19 protein-coding genes and 1 pseudogene are annotated in these 19,285 nt (G+C 72.4%); 13 read left to right on the plus strand and 7 right to left on the minus strand.

What is annotated here, in order from left to right:
* Positions 1-30 precede the first annotated feature (30 nt).
* The 3 genes from ACFWVP_RS14700 to ACFWVP_RS14710 all read left to right on the plus strand — a co-directional run bounded on the left by ACFWVP_RS14700 (position 31) and on the right by ACFWVP_RS14710 (position 2,406).
* The gene (locus tag ACFWVP_RS14700) at positions 31-675 is read left to right on the plus strand and encodes a DUF6758 family protein (RefSeq protein ID WP_384496666.1); all 645 of its coding nucleotides are present in this window, start codon (positions 31-33) and stop codon (positions 673-675) included.
* 141 nt (positions 676-816) lie between these two features.
* Complete coding sequence (locus ACFWVP_RS14705; RefSeq protein ID WP_384496668.1) at positions 817-1,683, plus strand: PHP domain-containing protein; 867 nt, start codon at positions 817-819, stop codon at positions 1,681-1,683.
* Positions 1,684-1,800: 117 nt separating this feature from the next.
* Positions 1,801-2,406 carry a MarC family protein gene (locus ACFWVP_RS14710; RefSeq protein ID WP_384496669.1) on the plus strand — a complete coding sequence of 202 codons (606 nt, stop codon included), beginning with the start codon at positions 1,801-1,803 and terminating at the stop codon, positions 2,404-2,406.
* Positions 2,407-2,486: 80 nt separating this feature from the next.
* Here ACFWVP_RS14710 and ACFWVP_RS14715 read toward each other — a convergent pair whose 3' ends face one another.
* Positions 2,487-2,639 (minus strand): hypothetical protein, encoded by a 153-nt coding sequence (locus tag ACFWVP_RS14715; RefSeq protein WP_384496671.1) that lies wholly within the window; start codon positions 2,637-2,639, stop codon positions 2,487-2,489.
* 211 nt (positions 2,640-2,850) lie between these two features.
* Here ACFWVP_RS14715 and ACFWVP_RS14720 point away from each other — a divergent pair, with 211 nt between their 5' ends.
* Positions 2,851-3,762, plus strand: a complete 912-nt coding sequence (locus tag ACFWVP_RS14720) for an NYN domain-containing protein (RefSeq protein WP_384496672.1) — start codon at positions 2,851-2,853, stop codon at positions 3,760-3,762.
* 10 nt (positions 3,763-3,772) lie between these two features.
* Here ACFWVP_RS14720 and ACFWVP_RS14725 read toward each other — a convergent pair whose 3' ends face one another.
* Positions 3,773-4,624, minus strand: a complete 852-nt coding sequence (locus ACFWVP_RS14725; RefSeq protein ID WP_384496674.1) for an alpha/beta fold hydrolase — start codon at positions 4,622-4,624, stop codon at positions 3,773-3,775.
* 107 nt (positions 4,625-4,731) lie between these two features.
* Positions 4,732-6,741 (minus strand): DEAD/DEAH box helicase, encoded by a 2,010-nt coding sequence (locus ACFWVP_RS14730; RefSeq protein WP_384496676.1) that lies wholly within the window; start codon positions 6,739-6,741, stop codon positions 4,732-4,734.
* Positions 6,742-7,183: 442 nt separating this feature from the next.
* Between ACFWVP_RS14730 and ACFWVP_RS14735 the strand changes: the two genes are divergently transcribed.
* Complete coding sequence (locus tag ACFWVP_RS14735; protein WP_384496852.1) at positions 7,184-7,939, plus strand: ferritin-like fold-containing protein; 756 nt, start codon at positions 7,184-7,186, stop codon at positions 7,937-7,939.
* Between the two features lie 9 nt (positions 7,940-7,948).
* Here the strand turns inward: ACFWVP_RS14735 and ACFWVP_RS14740 are convergent, their stop codons facing one another.
* The 4 genes from ACFWVP_RS14740 to ACFWVP_RS14755 all read right to left on the minus strand — a co-directional run bounded on the left by ACFWVP_RS14740 (position 7,949) and on the right by ACFWVP_RS14755 (position 9,814).
* Positions 7,949-8,221, minus strand: a complete 273-nt coding sequence (locus tag ACFWVP_RS14740) for a hypothetical protein (RefSeq protein ID WP_384496677.1) — start codon at positions 8,219-8,221, stop codon at positions 7,949-7,951.
* 183 nt (positions 8,222-8,404) lie between these two features.
* Positions 8,405-8,632, minus strand: a complete 228-nt coding sequence (locus ACFWVP_RS14745; RefSeq protein ID WP_167526138.1) for a DUF3107 domain-containing protein — start codon at positions 8,630-8,632, stop codon at positions 8,405-8,407.
* Between the two features lie 147 nt (positions 8,633-8,779).
* Positions 8,780-9,421, minus strand: coding sequence for a TetR/AcrR family transcriptional regulator (locus tag ACFWVP_RS14750; RefSeq protein ID WP_384496679.1), 642 nt, complete (start codon positions 9,419-9,421; stop codon positions 8,780-8,782).
* A 168-nt stretch (positions 9,422-9,589) separates the two neighbouring features.
* Positions 9,590-9,814, minus strand: coding sequence for a hypothetical protein (locus ACFWVP_RS14755; RefSeq protein ID WP_384496680.1), 225 nt, complete (start codon positions 9,812-9,814; stop codon positions 9,590-9,592).
* Positions 9,815-9,924: 110 nt separating this feature from the next.
* Between ACFWVP_RS14755 and ACFWVP_RS14760 the strand changes: the two genes are divergently transcribed.
* The 8 genes and pseudogenes from ACFWVP_RS14760 (at position 9,925) to moeZ (ending at position 19,281) form a co-directional block, all read left to right on the plus strand.
* Positions 9,925-10,890 (plus strand): alpha/beta fold hydrolase, encoded by a 966-nt coding sequence (locus tag ACFWVP_RS14760; RefSeq protein WP_384496682.1) that lies wholly within the window; start codon positions 9,925-9,927, stop codon positions 10,888-10,890.
* 8 nt (positions 10,891-10,898) lie between these two features.
* Positions 10,899-12,236: a DUF3152 domain-containing protein gene (locus ACFWVP_RS14765; protein WP_384496684.1), complete on the plus strand. Its 1,338-nt coding sequence runs from the start codon at positions 10,899-10,901 to the stop codon at positions 12,234-12,236.
* Positions 12,237-12,336: 100 nt separating this feature from the next.
* Positions 12,337-12,841 (plus strand): annotated as a pseudogene (locus ACFWVP_RS14770) (ATP-binding cassette domain-containing protein); the annotation flags it as partial.
* A 190-nt stretch (positions 12,842-13,031) separates the two neighbouring features.
* Positions 13,032-14,798, plus strand: a complete 1,767-nt coding sequence (locus ACFWVP_RS14775) for a DUF3492 domain-containing protein (RefSeq protein ID WP_384496685.1) — start codon at positions 13,032-13,034, stop codon at positions 14,796-14,798.
* Positions 14,799-14,832: 34 nt separating this feature from the next.
* Positions 14,833-16,101, plus strand: a complete 1,269-nt coding sequence (locus tag ACFWVP_RS14780) for a hypothetical protein (protein WP_384496686.1) — start codon at positions 14,833-14,835, stop codon at positions 16,099-16,101.
* A gap of 136 nt (positions 16,102-16,237) precedes the next feature.
* Positions 16,238-17,203, plus strand: a complete 966-nt coding sequence (locus tag ACFWVP_RS14785) for an NAD-dependent epimerase/dehydratase family protein (protein ID WP_384496687.1) — start codon at positions 16,238-16,240, stop codon at positions 17,201-17,203.
* A complete protein-coding gene (locus ACFWVP_RS14790; protein ID WP_384496688.1) occupies positions 17,191-18,018 on the plus strand; it encodes a spherulation-specific family 4 protein in 828 nt (275 codons plus the stop codon). The genes ACFWVP_RS14785 and ACFWVP_RS14790 overlap by 13 nt, the downstream gene beginning before the upstream one ends.
* A gap of 84 nt (positions 18,019-18,102) precedes the next feature.
* Positions 18,103-19,281 carry an adenylyltransferase/sulfurtransferase MoeZ gene (gene moeZ, locus ACFWVP_RS14795; protein ID WP_384496689.1) on the plus strand — a complete coding sequence of 393 codons (1,179 nt, stop codon included), beginning with the start codon at positions 18,103-18,105 and terminating at the stop codon, positions 19,279-19,281.
* Positions 19,282-19,285 lie beyond the last annotated feature (4 nt).

Consider the following 19,285-nt stretch of genomic DNA (forward strand, 5'->3'; position numbering starts at 1 on the left):
CACGACGCCCGAAGAGGACCGTTGGGGGGTATGAGGGGCGAACCCAGTTGCCCGAAGTGCGGTGGCCGGGTCAGGGCGCCCGGTCTCTTCGCCGATGCCTGGCAGTGCTCCGCGCACGGCCAGGTGTACCCGATGCAGCCGGTGATCCCGCCCGGCGTCGAGGCGCTCGGTGTGGTCGTGCACCGGGCGAGAGTGCCGGTGTGGATGCCCTGGCCGCTCCCGGTGGGCTGGCTGTTCACGGGCGCGGCGTACGCGGGCGACGACCGCAGCGGCGGCCGGGCGACGGCCGTGGCCTGCTCCGGGCCGGCGCCCCTCGGAGGCATGGGTGAGCTGCTGCTGGTCGCCGAGGAGCTCGGCGTGGGGCTCGGTGCCCGCTACGCCGGCATCGACGGCCCCGACCCCGGCTCCGGACTGTGCGCCGACGGGGCACCGGACGCCAAGGTGCTCGCCGCCGGACGCCCCACCCCGCTCTGGCACGTCAAGGACGCCCCGGCCGACCGGGCGGTCTTCGCGGGGGAGGCGCGCGGCCTGTGGCTCTGGGCGATCGTCTGGCCCGAACAGTCCGGACTCCTGATGTACGACGAACTGGTGCTGACCGATCTGCGTGACGCCGGCGGAGAGGTGGACCTCCTGCCGTGCGGGGCGCTCACCCCCCGGCTGCTCACGACGCCCTGAGCGGGCGACCGGCCGGGGCGACGACGGCCCGGGGGCTCGGGCAGGGAGGGCTGGGGGAATGGGCGAAGAGGGCCGGGGGCACGGTGGCCGCCGGTTATCCTGGAGCGTCCCCTTTCCGTCCCCAGCACTGGAGTACGCGTCGTGCGCATCGATCTGCACACCCACTCCACCGCGTCGGACGGCACGGACACCCCCGCCGAGCTGGTGGCCAACGCCGCCGCGGCGGGTCTGGACGTCGTCGCCCTCACGGACCACGACACCGTGCGCGGCCACGCGGAAGCGGTCGCCGCGCTGCCCGAGGGGCTGACCCTCGTCACGGGTGCCGAGCTCTCCTGCCGTATCGACGGCGTCGGTCTGCACATGCTGGCCTACCTCTTCGACCCCTCCGAGCCCGAACTGGCCCGTGAGCGCGAGCTGGTCCGGGACGACCGGGTGCCCCGCGCGCAGGCCATGGTGCGCAAGCTGCAGGAGCTCGGCGTCCCGGTCGCCTGGGAGCAGGTCGCGCGGATCGCCGGGGACGGCTCGGTCGGCCGCCCGCACATCGCCACCGCGCTCGTGGAGCTCGGCGTCGTCGGTTCGGTCTCCGACGCCTTCACCTCCGACTGGCTCGCCGACGGTGGCCGCGCGTACGCCGAGAAGCACGAACTCGACCCGTTCGACGCGATCCGGCTGGTCAAGGCCGCCGGTGGCGTCACCGTCTTCGCCCACCCCCTCGCCGTCAAGCGCGGCGAAGTGGTCCCCGAAGCCGTGATCGCCCGCCTGACGGCCGCGGGCCTCGACGGCATCGAAGTGGATCACATGGACCACGACGAGCCCACCAGGGCCCGGCTGCGCGGGCTCGCGGCCGAACTGGGGCTGCTGCCCACCGGGTCCAGCGACTACCACGGCACCCGCAAGACCGTCCGGCTCGGGGAGTACACCACCGACCCCGAGATCTACGGCGAGATCACCCGGCGCGCCACGGGAGCGTTCCCCGTGCCGGGCGCCGGCGGAGCGCTCCTCGCGTAACGCGCTCCCGCGCGACTCCTTTCCCGTTCTGCGCCGTACCCCGGCGCGCACCCGCGCATGCCGCCGTCGTGGCCGCGCGCCCCCTGTTCACCCCGCTCTTCTCTCGCAAGGCTCACTGTGTTCGACGTCGCTGTCTTCGGATCCCTCTTTCTCACCCTTTTTGTGATTATGGATCCGCCCGGAATCACCCCGATCTTCCTGGCCCTCACCGCGGGCCGCCCCGCCAAGGTGCAGCGCAGGATGGCTCTGCAGGCGGTCGCCGTCGCCTTCGGTGTGATCGCCGTCTTCGGTCTGCTCGGCCAGCAGATTCTCGACTACCTGCATGTCTCCGTACCGGCGCTGATGATCGCGGGCGGGCTCCTCCTGCTGCTGATCGCGCTGGACCTGCTCACCGGCAAGACGGACGAACCGACGCAGACCAAGGACGTCAACGTGGCCCTCGTGCCGCTGGGCATGCCGCTGCTCGCCGGACCCGGTGCGATCGTCTCGGTCATCCTGGCGGTGCAGAACGCCGACGGCGTCAGCGGTCAGATCGCGGTCTGGTCCGCGATCCTCGTCATGCACCTCGTGCTCTGGCTGGCCATGCGGTACTCGCTGCTGATCATCCGCGTGATCAAGGACGGCGGCGTGGTGCTGGTGACCCGCCTCGCCGGAATGATGCTCTCGGCCATCGCCGTCCAGCAGATCATCAACGGCGTCACACAGGTGATCCAGAACTCCTGACGCCCGGACAGCACGACGCCCCCGCACGGACCTTCCGTGCGGGGGCGCATCTTTTCAGCGGCGCAAAGCGATATAAGGCGTTACGAAGCCGACGCGTCGGCCGGCCGGATGTAGATGCGCTGGCCTATGGAGGCGGCCTGCTGCACGATCCGGTTGACGGAGGCGGCGTCCACGACGGTGCTGTCCACGGCGGTACCGTCGACATCGTCGAGTCGCATGATCTCGAAGCGCATATGGCTTCCCTTCGTCTGATCCTCCTGCTGGAGAACTGCTTGTAGGACGGGCTGGCCGTCCGAAAAGGTCGGGGAGCGCGAGGCGTCGGCGCCTCGTGCTCCACAGGGGGTTCAACGGCTTGCCCTCTGCAAACATTCCCTACGCTAAGGAAATTTTTTGGATGTCTAAGTACCCGCCGGTAATGGAACATACGCAGACAACGAGGTCCGTATGAATCACGTGGACACACAGCCGGACGAAGGACCGGGCATCCGGGAGCAGTTGGACCGCACCAACGAGCTGCTCCAGCGCGTGCTCGCGGAGGTGTCGAAGACCCCCTCCACCCACGCGATCTTCGTGGACGCGGGCTATGTGTACGCCGCGGCCGGACTGCTCGTCACCGGCACCGAGGACCGCCGGTCCTTCGACCTCGACGCGGAAGGGCTGATCGATGCCTTCATCGACAAGGCCCGCACGATCTTCGCGGACAGCCGGCTGCTGCGGGTCTACTGGTACGACGGTGCCCGGCGCCGGATCCACACCGTCGAGCAGCAGTCCATCGCCGAGCTCCCCGACGTCAAGGTCAGGCTCGGCAACCTCAACGCCAACAACCAGCAGAAGGGCGTCGACTCACTCATCCGCACCGACCTGGAATCACTCGCCCGCCACCGCGCGATCAGCGACGCGGCACTCGTCGGCGGCGACGAGGACCTGGTGTCGGCCGTCGAGGCCGCGCAGGGTTACGGAGCCCGCGTCCACCTCTGGGGCATCGAAGCCGGCGAGGGGCGCAACCAGGCCGAGCCGCTGCTCTGGGAGGTCGACAGCCAGCGCACCTTCGACCTCGACTTCTGGCGCCCCTACGTGACCCGCCGCTCCGTCACGATGTACGAGGACGACGGCCCGGCCCCGGCGCGCGAGGACGTCCGCTTCGTCGGCGCGCAGATCGCCGCCACCTGGCTCTCCTCGCGCGGCCGTGAATCCCTCGCCGACCTGCTTCCCGGACACCCCTACCTGCCGGGCTCCGTCGACCAGGACCTCCTCGTCGAGGCCGAACGGCTCCTCCAGCACTCGCTGCGCGGCCACGCCCCGCTGCGCCGCGCACTGCGTGACGGCTTCTGGCAGCACCTGCAGGCGCAGTTCTGATCCCACGGGGTCAGAGGCTGTCCCAGAACGCGACGAGGGCCGCCGCCGTCTCCAGCGGCCGTGCCGTGTTGGGGGAGTGCTCGGCTCCCCCGATCACGGTCCGGCGGGCCCCCAGGCGCCGGGCCATGTCGTCCAGCAGGGGCACGGGCCAGACGTCGTCCCTCTCGCCCGACATCACGTGGAAGGGGAGGGGAAGGGCGGCGAGCTCGGCCACCCGGTCGGGCTCGGCGGACAGCTGCGCGCCGGTGGCGATCAGCTGCGCCGGGTCGTGGAGCATCCACCGGCGGCGCAGTTCCTCGCCGCCGGTGTCCGCGTCCTCGGGCGGGTCCAGGGCGCGCATCGCCTCCCAGACCTCGGCCATGGTCCAGCGGGAGAGGGCGTCGCCGAGCAGCTGTACCTTCTTCTGCTGGTCGGTGGTGATCTCGGCGGGTCCGGACGACATCAGGGTCAGTGAACGGAACGGCCCGGCGTCGGTCAGCATCGCCGCGCGGGCGATCTGGCCACCCAGCGAGTGTCCGAGCAGATGGATGCCGCCGGGTCCGCCCGCGCCGTCGAGCGCGGCGGCCTGGGCCAGTACGTCACGGGCCAACTCGCCCTGGGCGTACGACTCCTGACGGCCCGTCCCCTCGGTCTCGTACTGGCCGCGGCCGTCGACGGAGACCACCCGGTAGCCGGCGGCGGCCAGCGGGCCGAGCATCGCGATGAAGTCCTCCTTGCTGCCGGTGTACCCGGGCAGCAGGAGGGCGGTGGAGTGCGCCCCGGCGGGCGGTGCGGCGTCCAGCACGGCGAAGTCGCCGCGCTCGGTGTGCAGCACGCGGGCACGGGCACAGGGTGGCGGGGTGAAAGTGGGCGGCCGGCTCATGGAGCGAGGCTATCGCCGGGGACCGGACCCTGCCCGGGCAGGCCTACGGCCCCGGCCCCCGCACTCGCGGGGACCGGGGCCGTAGGCACCGTGGTACTGCGGCCGGATCAGGCCTCGGTCGCCTCGGCGGTCGACGCGGCGCGGGCCCGGCGGCGGCGCGGCTTGGCGGCCGCGTCCTCGGCCGTCACGGCCTCGGACACCGCGGCCGTCTCCACCTTCACGGCGGCGCGCGGCCGACGGCGGCGCGGCTTGGCCTCCGCCGCGTCCTCGGACCCCGCCGGGGACGCGGTCACCGCGTCCACCGCCTCGGTCTTCGGCTTGACGGCGGCACGGGGCCGGCGTCGCTGCTTCGTCTCGACCACGGGCTCGGACACCGGAGCGATCTGGAAGTCGACCTCGTCGGCCGGCTTGACCACCCGGGTGCGACGACGCGGCTTGGTGACCACGGGCTCCGCCACCGGGTCGGCGAGGGCCACGGTCTGGAAGTCGACCACCGGCTCGGCGGCCGGGGCCGGAGCCCCCGCCTCGTCGGCCGGCTGCACGGCCGTGGCGCGGGCCCGGCGGCGGCGCGGCTTCGCGTCGGCCACAGGCTCCGCCTCGGCCACAGGCTCCGCCTCGGCCACGGGCGCGGCCTCGGGGACGGCAGGAGCCTCGGCCACGGCCACCGCGGCCTCGACGGCGGCCTCGGGCACCACGGCGCGGGTACGCCGACGGCGACGCGGGGTACGCGGCTCCGCCGGATCGTCGCCCGACACCTCGGTGGACGGTGCGGGCACCGTCACGGCGCCCTCTTCGGGGGTGCTGCCGCTCCGCGTGCGACGACGCTGACGCGGCGTGCGCGGCGGACGCTCCTCACGGGGGGCCGCCGCCGCGGGCGCGGCGGACTTGCGGCCACGGCCGCCCGTCTCGCCGAGGTCCTCGATCTCCTCCGCGCGCAGACCCGCACGGGTCCGCTCGATGCGCGGCAGGACACCCTTGGTGCCGGCCGGGATGCTGAGCTCCTCGTACAGGTGCGGGGACGTGGAGTACGTCTCCGGCGGGTCCGGGAACTTCAGGTCCAGGGCCTTGTTGATCAGCTGCCAGCGCGGGATGTCGTCCCAGTCCACCAGTGTGATCGCGATGCCCTTGGCGCCCGCGCGGCCGGTACGGCCGATGCGGTGGAGGTACGTCTTCTCGTCCTCCGGCGACTGGTAGTTGATGACATGGGTCACACCCTCGACGTCGATGCCGCGCGCGGCGACATCGGTGCAGACGAGGACGTCCACCTTGCCGTTGCGGAAGGCGCGCAGCGCCTGCTCGCGGGCGCCCTGGCCCAGGTCGCCGTGGACCGCGCCGGACGCGAAGCCGCGCTTCTCCAGCTGCTCGGCGATGTCGGCCGCCGTCCGCTTCGTACGGCAGAAGATCATCGCGAGCCCGCGGCCGTCGGCCTGCAGGATGCGCGAGACCATCTCGGGCTTGTCCATCGAGTGGGCGCGGTAGACGTACTGCGCCGTGTTCTTGACGGTCGTGCCCTCGTCGTCGGGCGAGGTCGCGTTGATGTGGGTCGGCTGCGACATGTAGCGACGCGCGAGACTGATGACCGCACCCGGCATGGTGGCCGAGAACAGCATGGTCTGGCGCTTCGGCGGCAGCATGGTGATGATGCGCTCGACGTCGGGCAGGAAGCCCAGGTCCAGCATCTCGTCGGCCTCGTCGAGGACGAGGACCCGGATGTGCGACAGGTCGAGCTTGCGCTGGCCCGCCAGGTCGAGCAGACGGCCCGGGGTGCCGACGATCACGTCGACGCCCTTCTTGAGTGCCTCGACCTGGGGTTCGTAGGCACGGCCGCCGTAGATCGCGAGAACGCGGACGTTACGCACCTTGCCGGCGGTGAGCAGGTCGTTGGTGACCTGCTGGCACAGCTCGCGGGTGGGAACGACGATCAGGGCCTGCGGCGCGTCCGTCAGCTTGTCGGGCGCGGCCCGGCCCGCCTCGACGTCGGCGGGGACGGTCACACGCTCCAGGAGCGGAAGACCGAAGCCGAGCGTCTTGCCGGTGCCTGTCTTGGCCTGGCCGATGACGTCGGAGCCGGAGAGCGCTACGGGGAGCGTCATCTCCTGGATGGGGAAGGGGGACATGATGCCGACCGCCTCGAGGGCTTCGGCCGTCTCGGTAAGGATTCCGAGGTCGCGGAACGTAGTCAGGGTGCTGCCTCTTCTGTGAGACGCGGCCCGAGGCGAACGCTGGGGGTCGTACCGTGCCGGGGTTGGTCATCCGGCCGTGGATGGGCCGGGTGGCGCGGGACCACTGCCGTCGCTCGAGCGCTCGTGCCGCTGAGGGGGCCCCTCATCTGCGGATCGTGCCTATCGCACACACCGCGTGGAGGGCTGTCGGGTCGGAGCCGATCGGGCCACCGACCGGGCATCCTCATTCAAGATCGCGCTCCTGGCACAAGAAAATGCTCAGTAAGCGCAATACCACTGTACCCCGGATTCGCGCATGTGTGTTGGGCGAATTCATCGGAAGGGTGTGATGTCTTCGGTCGGCCAGGCCCTTCCACCCTCCCACAAGCGGGCTATTCTGCGCTCCATGGAGACGCCTGACAACGCCAATGAAGCAACCGACGAAGCGCCCGCACCCACCGGAATCGCCGCCCAGGACTGGGTGACCGCGTCCGCCGAGCCGCAGTACCGCGCCGCGGTCGTGGATCTGCTCGGCGCACTCGCCTACGGGGAACTGGCGGCCTTCGAGCGGCTCGCCGAGGACGCGAAACTCGCGCCGACACTGGGCGACAAGGCGGCACTGGCAAAGATGGCGTCCGCCGAATTCCATCATTTCGAGACGCTGACCGACCGGCTGACGGCGATCGGCGAGGAGCCGACGGCGGCCATGGAGCCCTTCGCCAAGGCGCTGGACGACTTCCACCGCCAGACCGCCCCGTCGGACTGGCTGGAGGGCCTGGTCAAGGCGTACGTCGGCGATTCGATCGCCAGCGACTTCTACCGCGAGATCGCGGCCCGCCTCGACATCGACACCCGCTCCCTCGTCCTGGCCGTGCTCGACGACACGGGACACGGGAACTTCGCGGTCGAGAAGGTGCGCGCCGCCATCGAGGCGGAGCCCCGGGTCGGCGGAAGGCTCGCCCTGTGGGCACGCAGGCTGATGGGTGAGGCGCTCTCGCAGGCCCAGCGCGTGGTCGCCGACCGCGACGCCCTGTCGACGATGCTGGTGGGCGGTGTGGCCGACGGCTTCGACCTGGCCGAGGTCGGCCGGATGTTCTCCAGGATCACCGAGGCCCACACCAAGCGGATGGCCGCACTCGGTCTCGCGGCCTGACCGGCCGCCCTACTGGGCCGGTGCGGACCGCACCGGTCGGCTGCCGCGTGGACGGATCAGCAGGGAGAGGGTCACCGCCCCGACCAGCAGGGCACCGGTCGGCGTCGCCATGACGTGGCCGGAGCCCAGCGTCGAATGCGTCAGATACGCGCCGAACAGGGCGCCGAGCGTACCGGTGACGAGCACCGTGCGGTGGGACGGGAGCCGGCCCGGCAGGGTGCGGAAGGCCACCCATGAAAGGGCGAGTCCGAGCACGACGGAGCTGATGGATTCCCAGAGCACAGAAGGTCACCTCGCTTGATTGCGCGGCGGGCAGTTCGGTCGAAGGCGCTACTACCCGGGGCCTGCGGAATACAACCCTCCCCGGGTCCCCGGGAACCCTCCCGAGGGAAGATCCGGTGAAAAGAAGGTGGAGGCCCGGCGGACATCCGCCGGGCCTCCACCTCTGTCCTTGCGTCGCGCGACCTACAGCGCGCCGAACCCCACCCGCCGGGTGCTGGGCTCGCCGATCTCCACGTACGCGATCCGGTCGGCCGGCACCAGAACCTTGCGGCCCTTGTCGTCCGTGAGGCTGAGCAGCTGCGCCTTGCCGTTGAGCGCCTCGCCGACCGCGCTCTCGACCTCTTCGGCGGAAAGCCCGCTCTCCAGAACGATCTCCCGGGGCGTGTGCTGCACCCCGATCTTGACCTCCACGGCTATGTCCCTCCGACGGTCCGTCTCTGCGCGGTGAACCGCGCCGTACGCAGCACACATTAGCCCGGTGAAGGGACGGACCACGGGTCGACCGGCAACGCCCGCAGCGAACACCGCCGCCGCACCCGTCCGCGCCGGTGCCGGAGATCAGTGCTGATCGATGCCGTGCAGCGGGAATCCCGCGATGCCCCGCCACGCGAGCGAGGTCAGCAGCTGCACCGCCGTGTCACGCGGAATGGCGGACCGGCTGGACAGCCAGTAGCGCGCCACCACCTGGGAGACACCGCCGAGACCGACCGCGAGGAGCATCGACTCCTCCTTGGACAGGCCCGTGTCGCCGGCGATCACGTCGGAGATGGCCTCCGCGCACTGCAGCGAGACCCGGTCGACCCGCTCGCGCACGGCCGGCTCGTTGGTCAGGTCGGACTCGAAGACCAGACGGAAGGCGCCGCCCTCGTCCTCCACGTACGCGAAGTAGGCGTCCATCGTCGCCTCGACGCGCAGCTTGTTGTCCGTCGTCGAGGCGAGCGCCGTGCGGACCGCCTGCAGCAGCGACTCGCAGTGCTGGTCGAGCAGCGCCAGGTAGAGCTCCAGCTTCCCGGGGAAGTGCTGGTAGAGCACAGGCTTGCTGACGCCCGCCCGCTCGGCGATGTCGTCCATCGCGGCGGAGTGGTAGCCCTGCGCGACGAAGACCTCCTGCGCGGCGCCCAGCAGCTGATTGCGTCGGGCACGGCGGGGCAGGCGAGTGCCCCGCGGGCGCGCTGCCTCTGTCTGCTCGATGGCTGTCACGCCGCCTCCCAAATTCGTGATCGAACACAGTCGTACCGTGCACGCTGCGCCGTCGGGCCATCGTACTTTTGAGTAACCCGGGTGTGCGCGGCGCGGACGCAGAATTTCACGGACCGGACCACTCCGGTAGCCACGGGCGGGCCGACCGATGCCGCAAAGCGGGGCGGACTACCGGTAATCGTCCTCATCCTGTGCGACGACGCGCGCCTGTTCCGCCGCGTCCGCCTCGTCGGCCCTGTCCCGGTCGATGTCCGTGAGCGGTTCGTCGCGCTTCTGCAGGACCTCGGCGCGCTGTTCGGCGGAGTCCGCCTCGGGCGCCTCGTGGTCCCGTTCCTCGGGCTGGACGTCCTCGGTGTCCTCGAAGGTGTCCGGGTCGCTCGGGTCGACCGTCATGGTGGCTCCCTTCCTTCCCTTGAAGCCTAGGAGCATCCCTCCACAGGCGCTATGCGGCCTGTGAGCGCGAACACATGAACCGGCGCGTGATCGTCTCGTAACATCGCCGCATGTCTTCGACCGAGCTGCCGGGTATCCGCGCCGCCGCCGCCGCGGTGGCGCCCACGGTCAGTGCCGTCCGGGTCGCGGAGGGTGAGAAGCTGCGCTCCGTCGAGCTGCCGGGGCTCACCCTGACGCTGCGGGCCCGCCCCGCGCGGACGGCCGGGCTCGCGCCCGCCCTCTATGTGCACGGCCTGGGCGGCTCCTCCCAGAACTGGTCGGCGCTGATGCCGATGCTGGCCGACGTGGTCGACGGGGAGGCGGTCGACCTGCCGGGTTTCGGGGACTCCCCGCCGCCGGACGACGGCAACTACTCGGTCACCGGACACGCCCGGGCGGTGATCCGGCTGCTCGACGCGGGGCGGCGGGGGCCCGTTCACCTTTTCGGCAACTCTCTGGGCGGCGCCGTTGCCACCCGGGTCGCGGCGGCACGCCCCGACCTGGTGCGCACCCTGACGCTGGTCTCACCGGCCCTGCCCGAGATCCGGGTGCAGCGGCCGGCCGTACCGACGGGGCTGCTGGCACTCCCGGGCGTCGCATCCCTGTTCTCCCGGCTCACCCGGGAGTGGACCGCGGAGCAGCGCACACGCGGGGTCATGGCACTCTGTTACGGCGATCCGGCACGGATCTCCGAGGAGGCCTTCCGCCATGCGGTGGCCGAGATGGAGCGACGGCTGGAGCTGCCGTACTTCTGGGACGCCATGACACGCTCGGCACGGGGCATCGTCGATGCCTACACACTGGGCGGGCAGCACGGGTTGTGGCGCCAGTGCGAGCGGGTGCTCGCACCGACCCTGCTGGTGTACGGCGGACGGGACCAGCTCGTCTCGTTCCGGATGGCACGCAGAGCGTGCGCGGCCTTCCGCGACTCGCGTCTGCTGACACTGCCCGATGCCGGGCACGTGGCGATGATGGAGTACCCGGAAACGGTCGCCCAGGCGTTCCGGGATCTGCTCGACGAACGCGGCAGGAGCTGATCCGGGGCGTGGGACGACACAGCCGAAAGGGCGCCGAGGCCAAAGGGCGCGACACCGGGGCCGCCGTCGGCGACGGCGAACGCGGCACGCCTCGTTCCGGGTCCGGCGGCGGCCGGCGCAGACGCGATTCCGCCGCACCGCCCTCCGGGGAGGGCCACACGCCGTTCCGCGATGTCCCGCACACGCGGGGCGGCCATCCCGAACAGCGTGAGCCCGGCGGCGGATGGGGAACCGGCCCGCAGCCGCGGTACGACGGCGGGCAGGGCCCGGAGGGTGCCGCCCGGGACGCCTACACGCGGCAGGCCGTGGCGCGGCAGCTGTCGGCCCAACAGGCCGCGCAGCGTGCCGCCGAGCGGCGTGCGCCGGGACCCGGCGGTCAGCGGACCGGCGGCGTCCCGCTGATACCGGGCCCGCGCAGGGAATTCGTCGACGCGTTCGACACCAAACCGTCGCGACCCGCACCACCCGCAGGCTCCGAGGGCGACGGCGTACCCCCCGGGCCTGACGAGGCCGCCCTCGACGGCGACCGGGACGGCAGGGCGGGCAGGGGCCGCACCTTCACGGGGATCGCCGCAGCCGCGGTGACCACCGTGCTCGCGGTCGTGGTGGCCGGGCAGGTGGCGCAGGACTCCGGCGGTTCGGTCGTCCCGCAGGCCGCGGGTGTCGACCGCGAGGACGCCGAGGACGCCTCCCGCTCGGTGGAACGCGCGACGCCGCAGGTGCCGCAGCCGCAGGTCAAGCCGATGTCGTACGCGGAGAAGATGGCCAAGGCCTATCCGCTGGCTCCCGACCTCGAGGCGACCGGGTCGTTCGAAGCGGTTCCCGGGCTGGCGAAGGCGCCGGGCAAGGGGCAGAAGTACAAGTACCGGATCGATGTCGAGAAGGGCCTCGGTCTCGATGCGGGGCTGTTCGCCGAAGCCGTGCAGAAGACGCTGAACGACGACCGCAGTTGGGCGCACGACGGCGCCATGACCTTCGAGCGGATCTCCTCCGGGGAACCCGCTTTCGTCATCACGCTCGCCAGTCCCGGCACCACCGGGGTCTGGTGCGAGAAATCCGGCCTGGACACCACGGAGGACAACGTCTCCTGTGATTCCGCCGCGACCGACCGCGTCATGATCAACGCCTATCGATGGGCGCAGGGCGCCTCGACATTCGGCCCCGACAAACTCCTGGCCTACCGTCAGATGCTCATCAACCACGAGGTCGGGCACCGGCTCGGGCACAACCACGTGAGCTGTGGCACTCCGGGCGCACTGGCTCCCGTGATGCAGCAGCAGACCAAGACGCTGGAGATCGAGGGCATCAAATGCCGTCCCAACCCCTGGGTGTATCCGGGTAGCTGATGCTTCGGAGGGCCGGGCGGCCGGGGTCGCCGGCGACCGGCGGATGGGCCGCTCGGTCCGCATCGTGGGACGAGCGTCTCGTTCCGCGTCGGTAACGGGGATCGGCGAGTCCGTGGCCGGTCCGCTCCGCGTGGCGGGGGAGGGCGGCGAGACCCGGATCCGGGACCGGGTGCGCGCACCGCTGGTACGGGTCGGGGTCGACGCCGACCGGAACGACGTACGACCGCTACCCGCGCGAATACAGCGGCGGGAGGCGGCGACGGGTCGGGATCGCCCGTGCGCTCGCCGCCGAACCGAAGCCGATCGTGTGCGACGAACCGGTCTCCGCGCCCGACGTCACGACCCGGGCGCAGGTGATCGCCCTCCTGCCGGAGCTCCGGTGTGAGCTGGGCGGCGGCCTCGTCCTCATCGCCCACGACCTCGCGGTCGTACGCCAGGTCGGCGACCGGGTGGCGGTGATGCGACAGGGCCGCATCGTCGAGCGGGGCGCGGTCGGCGAGGTGTACGGATCGCCGCAGGACCCCTACACGCGACAGCTCCTGGCCGCCGTCCCGGCCCTCGGCGGGGTGCGCCGCGCGGCCCGCAAGGATCTGGCCGCAGCCTGACCCTGCGTAACTCCCGTCCCCCCTATCGCGACAGAACGCTACCGGGGCGGGAAAGTTACGACGGTTCACCCCTTTCGGTGGTGCGACGGACAACCGTCCGTCGCGCCACCGGTGCGTCCGCTTACGGTCGTCCCGCTGCGAGTCGCCGATCAACGGTGGCTGCTCACAAGGGAGATCGAGGGGTGTGCTCGTGCGGATCGGACTCCTCACGGACGGTGGCTATCCGTATGCGACCGGTGAGTCCAGGCTCTGGTGCGACCGTCTGGTGCGCGGCCTCCCTCAGCACGAGTTCGACCTCTTCGCGCTCAGCCGCTCCGCCCACCAGGAACAACAGGGCAGGGTCAGGCTCCCGGACCGGGTCGGCCGGGTGCGTACCGCGCCGCTGTGGGCGCACGACGCGGACACGCACCCAGCGCGCCCGAGAGGCCTGCCGAGCCGGCTCGCGACCGGCCTGGGGCGCTCGTACGGACGGCGTGACCGACGGCGCTTCACGGCGCACGTGACGGCGCTCGTCGGCGCGGTCTGCGCGGGTACGGGCCCCGGGCGCTCCGAGGGCGCCGGGGCGGACCTCTTCACGGAGGGCCTCTACGGCCTCGCCGAACTGGCCAGGGAGCGCGGTGGTCTGCACGCGGCCCTGCGCTCGGAGGCGACCGCGCGCCTGGTGGAGTCGGCCTGCCGTGCCCCCGGAGCCGGCCGGACCGTCCACGGCGCCACCGTCCCCGACCACCTCGCCTTCGCGGCCGAACTCGAACGCGCCCTGCGCCCCCTCTCCCTCGACTGGTACGACGAGTCGAGCCTCGGCGCCGTGGACCTCTGCCACGCGGCTTCCGGAGGCGCCGCTGCCCTGCCGGGACTGCTGGCCAAACGCTTCTTCGGAGTGCCGCTGCTGGTGACGGAGCACGGTGTGCCGCTGCGGGCGCACTATCTCGCGGCGCCCGACGCGCCGTTCAGCGCGCCGGTGCGCGCCCTGCTCGCGAACTTCCACGGACGGCTGGCCTCCGAGGTGTACCGCCAGGCCGCGGTCATCACCCCCGGCAACGCCCACGTACGCCGGTGGCAGGAGCGCTGCGGGGCGGACCGCGCGAAGCTGCGCACGGTCTACCCGGGCATGGAGGCCGAGCGCTTCGGGCCGGTGGGGGAGGGCGACGACGGCGGCGGTCCTGACACGCTCGTGTGGATCGGGCGCGTCGAGCCGGCCAAGGACCTGATCGCGCTGCTGCACGCCTTCGCCGAGGTGCGCCGGGCCGAACCGGACGCCCGGCTGCGGATCTTCGGCGCGCCGGTACAGGGAGGCGAGGGCGACGCGTACCTCGCCCACTGCAGGGCACTCGCCGCCCAGCTCTTCCCCGACGCGGCCACCGACGCGCACGCGGTCGGCGACGACCCGGTCACCTTCGAGGAGGTCGGCGGCCCCGAGGCGCCCGATCTCGCGGGGGCCTATGCGGCGGGCGGTGTCGTGGTCCTGTCCAGTGTGGTCGAGGGCTTCCCCATCAGCCTGGTCGAGGCGATGTTCTGCGGCCGGGCCACCGTCTCGACCGACGTGGGCGCCGTGGTGGAAGTCGTCGGCGGTACGGGGCTCGTGGTGCCCCCGCGCAACCCGCGGGCGCTCGCCGACGCCTGCGTCACGCTGCTGCGCGACCCCGAGCGCCGCGCACGCCTCGGCGCGGCGGCGCGCGCCCGGGCGCTCGAACTCTTCACCGTCGAACAGAATCTGGTGGCATTTCGCGGCATCTACCTGGACCTGGTGGCGCACGCCCCGGCCAGGTGGACGGCGGACGTGCGCGTGGGGGACCACGAGGGCCCGCCGCGCCCGTTCGCCACACCCCCCGAGGCCCATGTGCTGGGCCACCTGTCACCCGCACCCGTCGGCTCCGGCGCCGCACGGCTGCCCAGCTGGGCCGTGGGCGCCGACGGCGTGTGCGCGGGCGCACACGGAGCGGGGGACGGCGATGCGTGACGACATGACCGGCCATGACCACGGAGGAGCCCCCATGGGGAGACCGAACGACCCCCCGGCCGTCCCGGCTCCGGCCTCCGGCGGCGGGAGTGCGACCGGGCACGAGCCGGAGCTCGGTCCCGCGGACGCGCCCCGGACGGCCGACGGCGCGTCCGGGGCGCGCACCGGAGGCGCGACCGCCGCTGTCCGCGCCCCCGAGATCGCCTACCACCCGGCACGTCGGCCCGCCGCGCGGCGCGGACCGGCCGACCCCGTGAAGGTGCTCATGCACCGCCACCGGGAACTCTGCGAACGGGCCGTCGACCCGCTGGAGATCGCCGCCGGCCTGGAGGCGCACGGGCTCACCGACCGCACGGCCGCCCGCTACCGGCACCGTGACGTCTTCTCGCTGGCCGAGGAGCTCTACGCCCGCGTCCCCGGCGCCGACCGGTCCGAGGCTGCCCGTCCCCCGCGGCCGGGCCCGGGGCCCGACACGGCGGCGCGCGCCGGATGGACGCTGCTCGCCCTGCTGCCCGGCGCCGCCTGCCTCGCGACCGCCGGCGTGCTCCGGAGCACCGAAGGGGTCCTCGGCGGAGAGGCCCGGCTCGCGACGACCGCCGTCGGAGCGCTGCTCGTCCTCCTCGCGCTCCGGCTCTGTCTCCGCAGCGGCCCCCTGCGCGCCCAGGCGGACATCGGCACCGTCACGCCCTACGTCTGCTGGCTCCTCGGCTATGTCGTCTACGGCGACGACCTGCTCGCCCAGGTCATCAGCGGCGGCACCGACGGCCACTGGACCGCCGCACCCGCCCCGCTGCTCGGGCTGGCCCTCGCCGTGGCCCCCGCCGCCTGGTGCGCACACCTGTTCGCGGTCCACGCGCGCCACAGGCTGGCCGGAAGCCATGTACTGGCGGAGTTCGGCGCCGGCGTGCGCCCCCTGCTGTTCGGCATCGTCACGCTCTTCCTGTGTGCCCTGGCCGCGCTGCTCCTCCTCGCCGATCTCGGCTACGGAGGCGACGGTGCCCCCGTGGCCCCGGCCGCCCTGGGCGTCCTGCTCTTCCTGGCCCGGCTCCTCGCCGTCCACGGCTTCCCCGAACCCGCCGCCACCGGGCTCGCCGCCGCCTGCGCCGTCGAAGTGGCCGCCCCGTTCCTCGTCCTGGCCGGGCGCCTGCCCGGCCTCGACCTCCTCGCCCGGCCGGTCGAGGCAGTCGTGGCGGTGGCGGGCACCGGCGGCGTACCCGCGCTCGCCTGCGGCACCGCGGCCCTCGGGCTGCTGATCCACGCATCCGTGACCCTCTCCCGGGCCTCCGCACACGCCACGGCGTAGCCGGAACCGCCCACCCACGCCGCGGAGCCGACGCCGCGGACCCCCGTACCGCACACCCCTTCCTCAAGGAGACACCGGACATGACCCCCCAATCCCCCGCACCGGCAGGCCGCCGTCGGCACCGAGGGGGCGCGCGATGAGGGTTCTGCTGCTCGGAGCCAACGGATTCCTCGGCCGCTTCGTCGCCGACCGCCTGCTCGCCGACCCCGCCGTACACCTCACGGCGCTCGGCCGCGGCGACGACGCCGACGTACGGTTCGACCTCGCAGGCGGCAGCCCGGGGGCGCTCACCCGCTTCCTGGACGCGGTCCACCCCGGCGTCGTCGTCAACTGCGCGGGTGCCACCCGCGGGGGCGCCCGGGACCTGACCCGGCACAACACCGTCGCCGTCGCCACGGTCTGCGAGGCCATGCGCCGCAGCGGCTGCAGCGCCCGGCTCGTCCAGGTCGGCTGTGCCTCCGAGTACGGGCCCTCCCAGCCCGGCTCGTCCACCGCCGAGGACGCCGTGCCCAGGCCCGGGGGCCCGTACGGCGTGAGCAAGCTCGCCGCCACCGAACTCGTCCTCGGCTCGGGCCTGGACGCGGTCGTCCTGCGGGTCTTCTCCCCGGTCGGCCCCGGCACCCCGGCGGGCTCCCCGCTCGGCCGGCTCGCCGAGACGATGCGCCGCGCCATGCAGTGCGGCGATCCCGAACTCAGGCTCAGCGGCCTCGGCGTGCAGCGCGACTTCGTCGACGTACGGGACGTGGCGCGCGCCGTGCACGCCGCTTCGCTCTCCGCCGCGCAGGGCGTCGTCAACATCGGCACCGGCCGGGCCGTACGGCTGCGGGACGCGGCAGCCGTCCTTGCCCGGGTCGCCGGATACACGGGCGCACTCCACGAGCTGGACACGCCGCCCGCCCGGCTGCCCATCGGCGCCCCCCGCGCCTCCACGGAGTCCGTCGTCGAGCACCTCTCGGCGACCCCGTCCCCCTACCCGGACGGCTGCGGCGCCTGGCAGCAGGCGGATGTCCGCACGGCCCGGGACCGCCTCGGCTGGCGCCCCCGGATCAACCTGGAGGAGTCGCTCGCCGACATCTGGATGGAGGCGGCATGCCGTATCTGACCAGTGCCGGTGCCGCCGTGCGGACCAGCGGCGCCGAGCGGTTCGGCGTCGGTGTCCCCGGCTACGCCCATCCGCTGCTCGCCCCCACCGAGTGGGCGGGGCTCAGCCGCCCCGGCACACCGCTGCACTGGGCGGTGCTCAACATCGACGACGGGCCGGGCGCCCGCCCCGACCCGCACTGCCTGGAGGCGGCCGGCCGGCTCCGCAACGCCCGCGCGCGGGCCCTGCACGGCGAGGCCCCGGACGACGCCGTCCGGGCGGCGGGCGGCAGGCTGCTCGGCCACCTCGACCTGGCCTTCGGCAGCCGGCCCTTCGACGAACTGATCGCCGACGCCCGGTCCTTCCTCGACTGGTACCGGGTCGGCGGCTTCTACCTCGACCGCTGCCCGGCCGAGCGCGCCGGGCTCCACGCCGTCCGCCGGCTCACCGCAACCCTCGCCGCGCTCCTGGAGGACAGCGACAGCGCGGACGAGGAGGGCGGCAGGCTGGTCCTGGCGCACGGCACGCACCCGTACCCGGGCTACGCCGAGGCCGCCGACCAGTTGGTCACCTTCCGGGGCCCCTGGACGGACTACCGCTGGGCGCAGGTGCCCGAGTGGACGGCGGCGTACGAACCCGGCCGCTTCGCGCACTTCGTCCACGGGGTCGCGCGCACCCACCTGGAGGAGGCCCTGCGCATCGCCCGGTGGCAGGGCGCGGGCACGATCTTCTTCACGGACCGGGACGGCGCGCGGGGACAAACCGATCCATTCGAGGCACTGCCCAGCTACTGGGACGAATTCGTCTCGCGGATCGGACCCGGTATCTCGGAATGAGGAGGGGCGTGGCAGTGTTACGGGAAAACAACCGTACGTAGATGAAGTACGTAGAAACCGACCACCTGCATTGTTGAGGTTCCTGTGTCGCTGCCACCCTTGGTCGAGCCAGCTGCTGAGCTCACCGTCGACGAGGTCCGCAGGTACTCCCGCCACCTGATCATCCCGGATGTCGGGATGGACGGGCAGAAGCGGCTGAAGAACGCGAAGGTGCTCTGTGTCGGTGCCGGCGGCCTCGGCTCGCCGGCCCTGATGTACATGGCCGCGGCCGGTGTCGGCACGCTCGGCATCGTCGAGTTCGACGAGGTCGACGAGTCGAACCTGCAGCGCCAGATCATCCACAGCCAGGCCGACATCGGCAAGTCCAAGGCCCAGTCGGCCAAGGAGACCGTGCAGGGGATCAATCCCCTGGTGAACGTGATCCTTCACGAGGTGCGGCTCGAAGCCGACAACGTGATGGACATCTTCGCCCAGTACGACCTGATCGTGGACGGCACGGACAACTTCGCCACCCGCTATCTCGTCAACGACGCCGCGGTCCTGCTGAACAAGCCCTACGTGTGGGGTTCGATCTACCGCTTCGACGGCCAGGCGTCCGTCTTCTGGTCCGAGCACGGTCCCTGCTACCGCTGCCTCTACCCGGAGCCGCCGCCCCCCGGCATGGTCCCGTCCTGCGCCGAGGGCGGTGTCCTGGGCGTGCTCTGCGCGTCCATCGGCTCCATCCAGGTCAACGAGGCCATCAAGCTGCTCGCCGGTATCGGTGACCCGCTGGTCGGCCGGCTGATGATCTACGACGCCCTGGAGATGCAGTACCGCCAGGTGAAGGTCCGCAAGGACCCCGACTGCGCGGTCTGCGGCGAGAACCCGACCGTCACCGAGCTCATCGACTACGAGGCCTTCTGCGGCGTCGTGTCCGAGGAGGCCCAGGAGGCGGCGGCCGGCTCCACGATCACTCCCAAGCAGCTCAAGGAGTGGATCGACGGGGACGAGAAGATCGAGATCATCGACGTCCGCGAGCCGAACGAGTACGAGATCGTCTCGATCCCGGGCGCCAAGCTGATCCCGAAGAACGAGTTCCTGATGGGCAGCGCCCTGCAGGACATGCCGCAGGACAGGCGCATCGTCCTGCACTGCAAGACCGGTGTCCGCAGTGCCGAGGTCCTCGCGGTCCTCAAGTCGGCGGGCTTCGCCGACGCGGTGCACGTCGGCGGCGGCGTGATCGGCTGGGTCCACCAGATCGAGCCCGAGAAGCCGGTCTACTAGAACC

The organism is Streptomyces sp. NPDC058637 (assembly GCF_042717325.1).
In the GTDB taxonomy this organism is placed as follows: Bacteria; Actinomycetota; Actinomycetes; order Streptomycetales; family Streptomycetaceae; genus Streptomyces.

Bases quoted from the DNA above. Each gene is read 5' to 3' on its own strand.
- ACFWVP_RS14715 (WP_384496671.1), bottom strand. From the start codon at position 2,639: ATGCGCTTCGAGATCATGCGACTCGACGATGTCGACGGTACCGCCGTG.
- ACFWVP_RS14760 (WP_384496682.1), top strand. From the start codon at position 9,925: ATGTCTTCGACCGAGCTGCCGGGTATCCGCGCCGCCGCCGCCGCGGTG.
- ACFWVP_RS14755 (WP_384496680.1), bottom strand. From the start codon at position 9,814: ATGACGGTCGACCCGAGCGACCCGGACACCTTCGAGGACACCGAGGAC.
- ACFWVP_RS14730 (WP_384496676.1), bottom strand. From the start codon at position 6,741: ATGTCCCCCTTCCCCATCCAGGAGATGACGCTCCCCGTAGCGCTCTCC.
- ACFWVP_RS14725 (WP_384496674.1), bottom strand. From the start codon at position 4,624: ATGAGCCGGCCGCCCACTTTCACCCCGCCACCCTGTGCCCGTGCCCGC.
- ACFWVP_RS14790 (WP_384496688.1), top strand. From the start codon at position 17,191: ATGCCGTATCTGACCAGTGCCGGTGCCGCCGTGCGGACCAGCGGCGCC.
- ACFWVP_RS14785 (WP_384496687.1), top strand. From the start codon at position 16,238: ATGAGGGTTCTGCTGCTCGGAGCCAACGGATTCCTCGGCCGCTTCGTC.
- ACFWVP_RS14700 (WP_384496666.1), top strand. From the start codon at position 31: ATGAGGGGCGAACCCAGTTGCCCGAAGTGCGGTGGCCGGGTCAGGGCG.
- ACFWVP_RS14720 (WP_384496672.1), top strand. From the start codon at position 2,851: ATGAATCACGTGGACACACAGCCGGACGAAGGACCGGGCATCCGGGAG.
- ACFWVP_RS14780 (WP_384496686.1), top strand. From the start codon at position 14,833: ATGGGGAGACCGAACGACCCCCCGGCCGTCCCGGCTCCGGCCTCCGGC.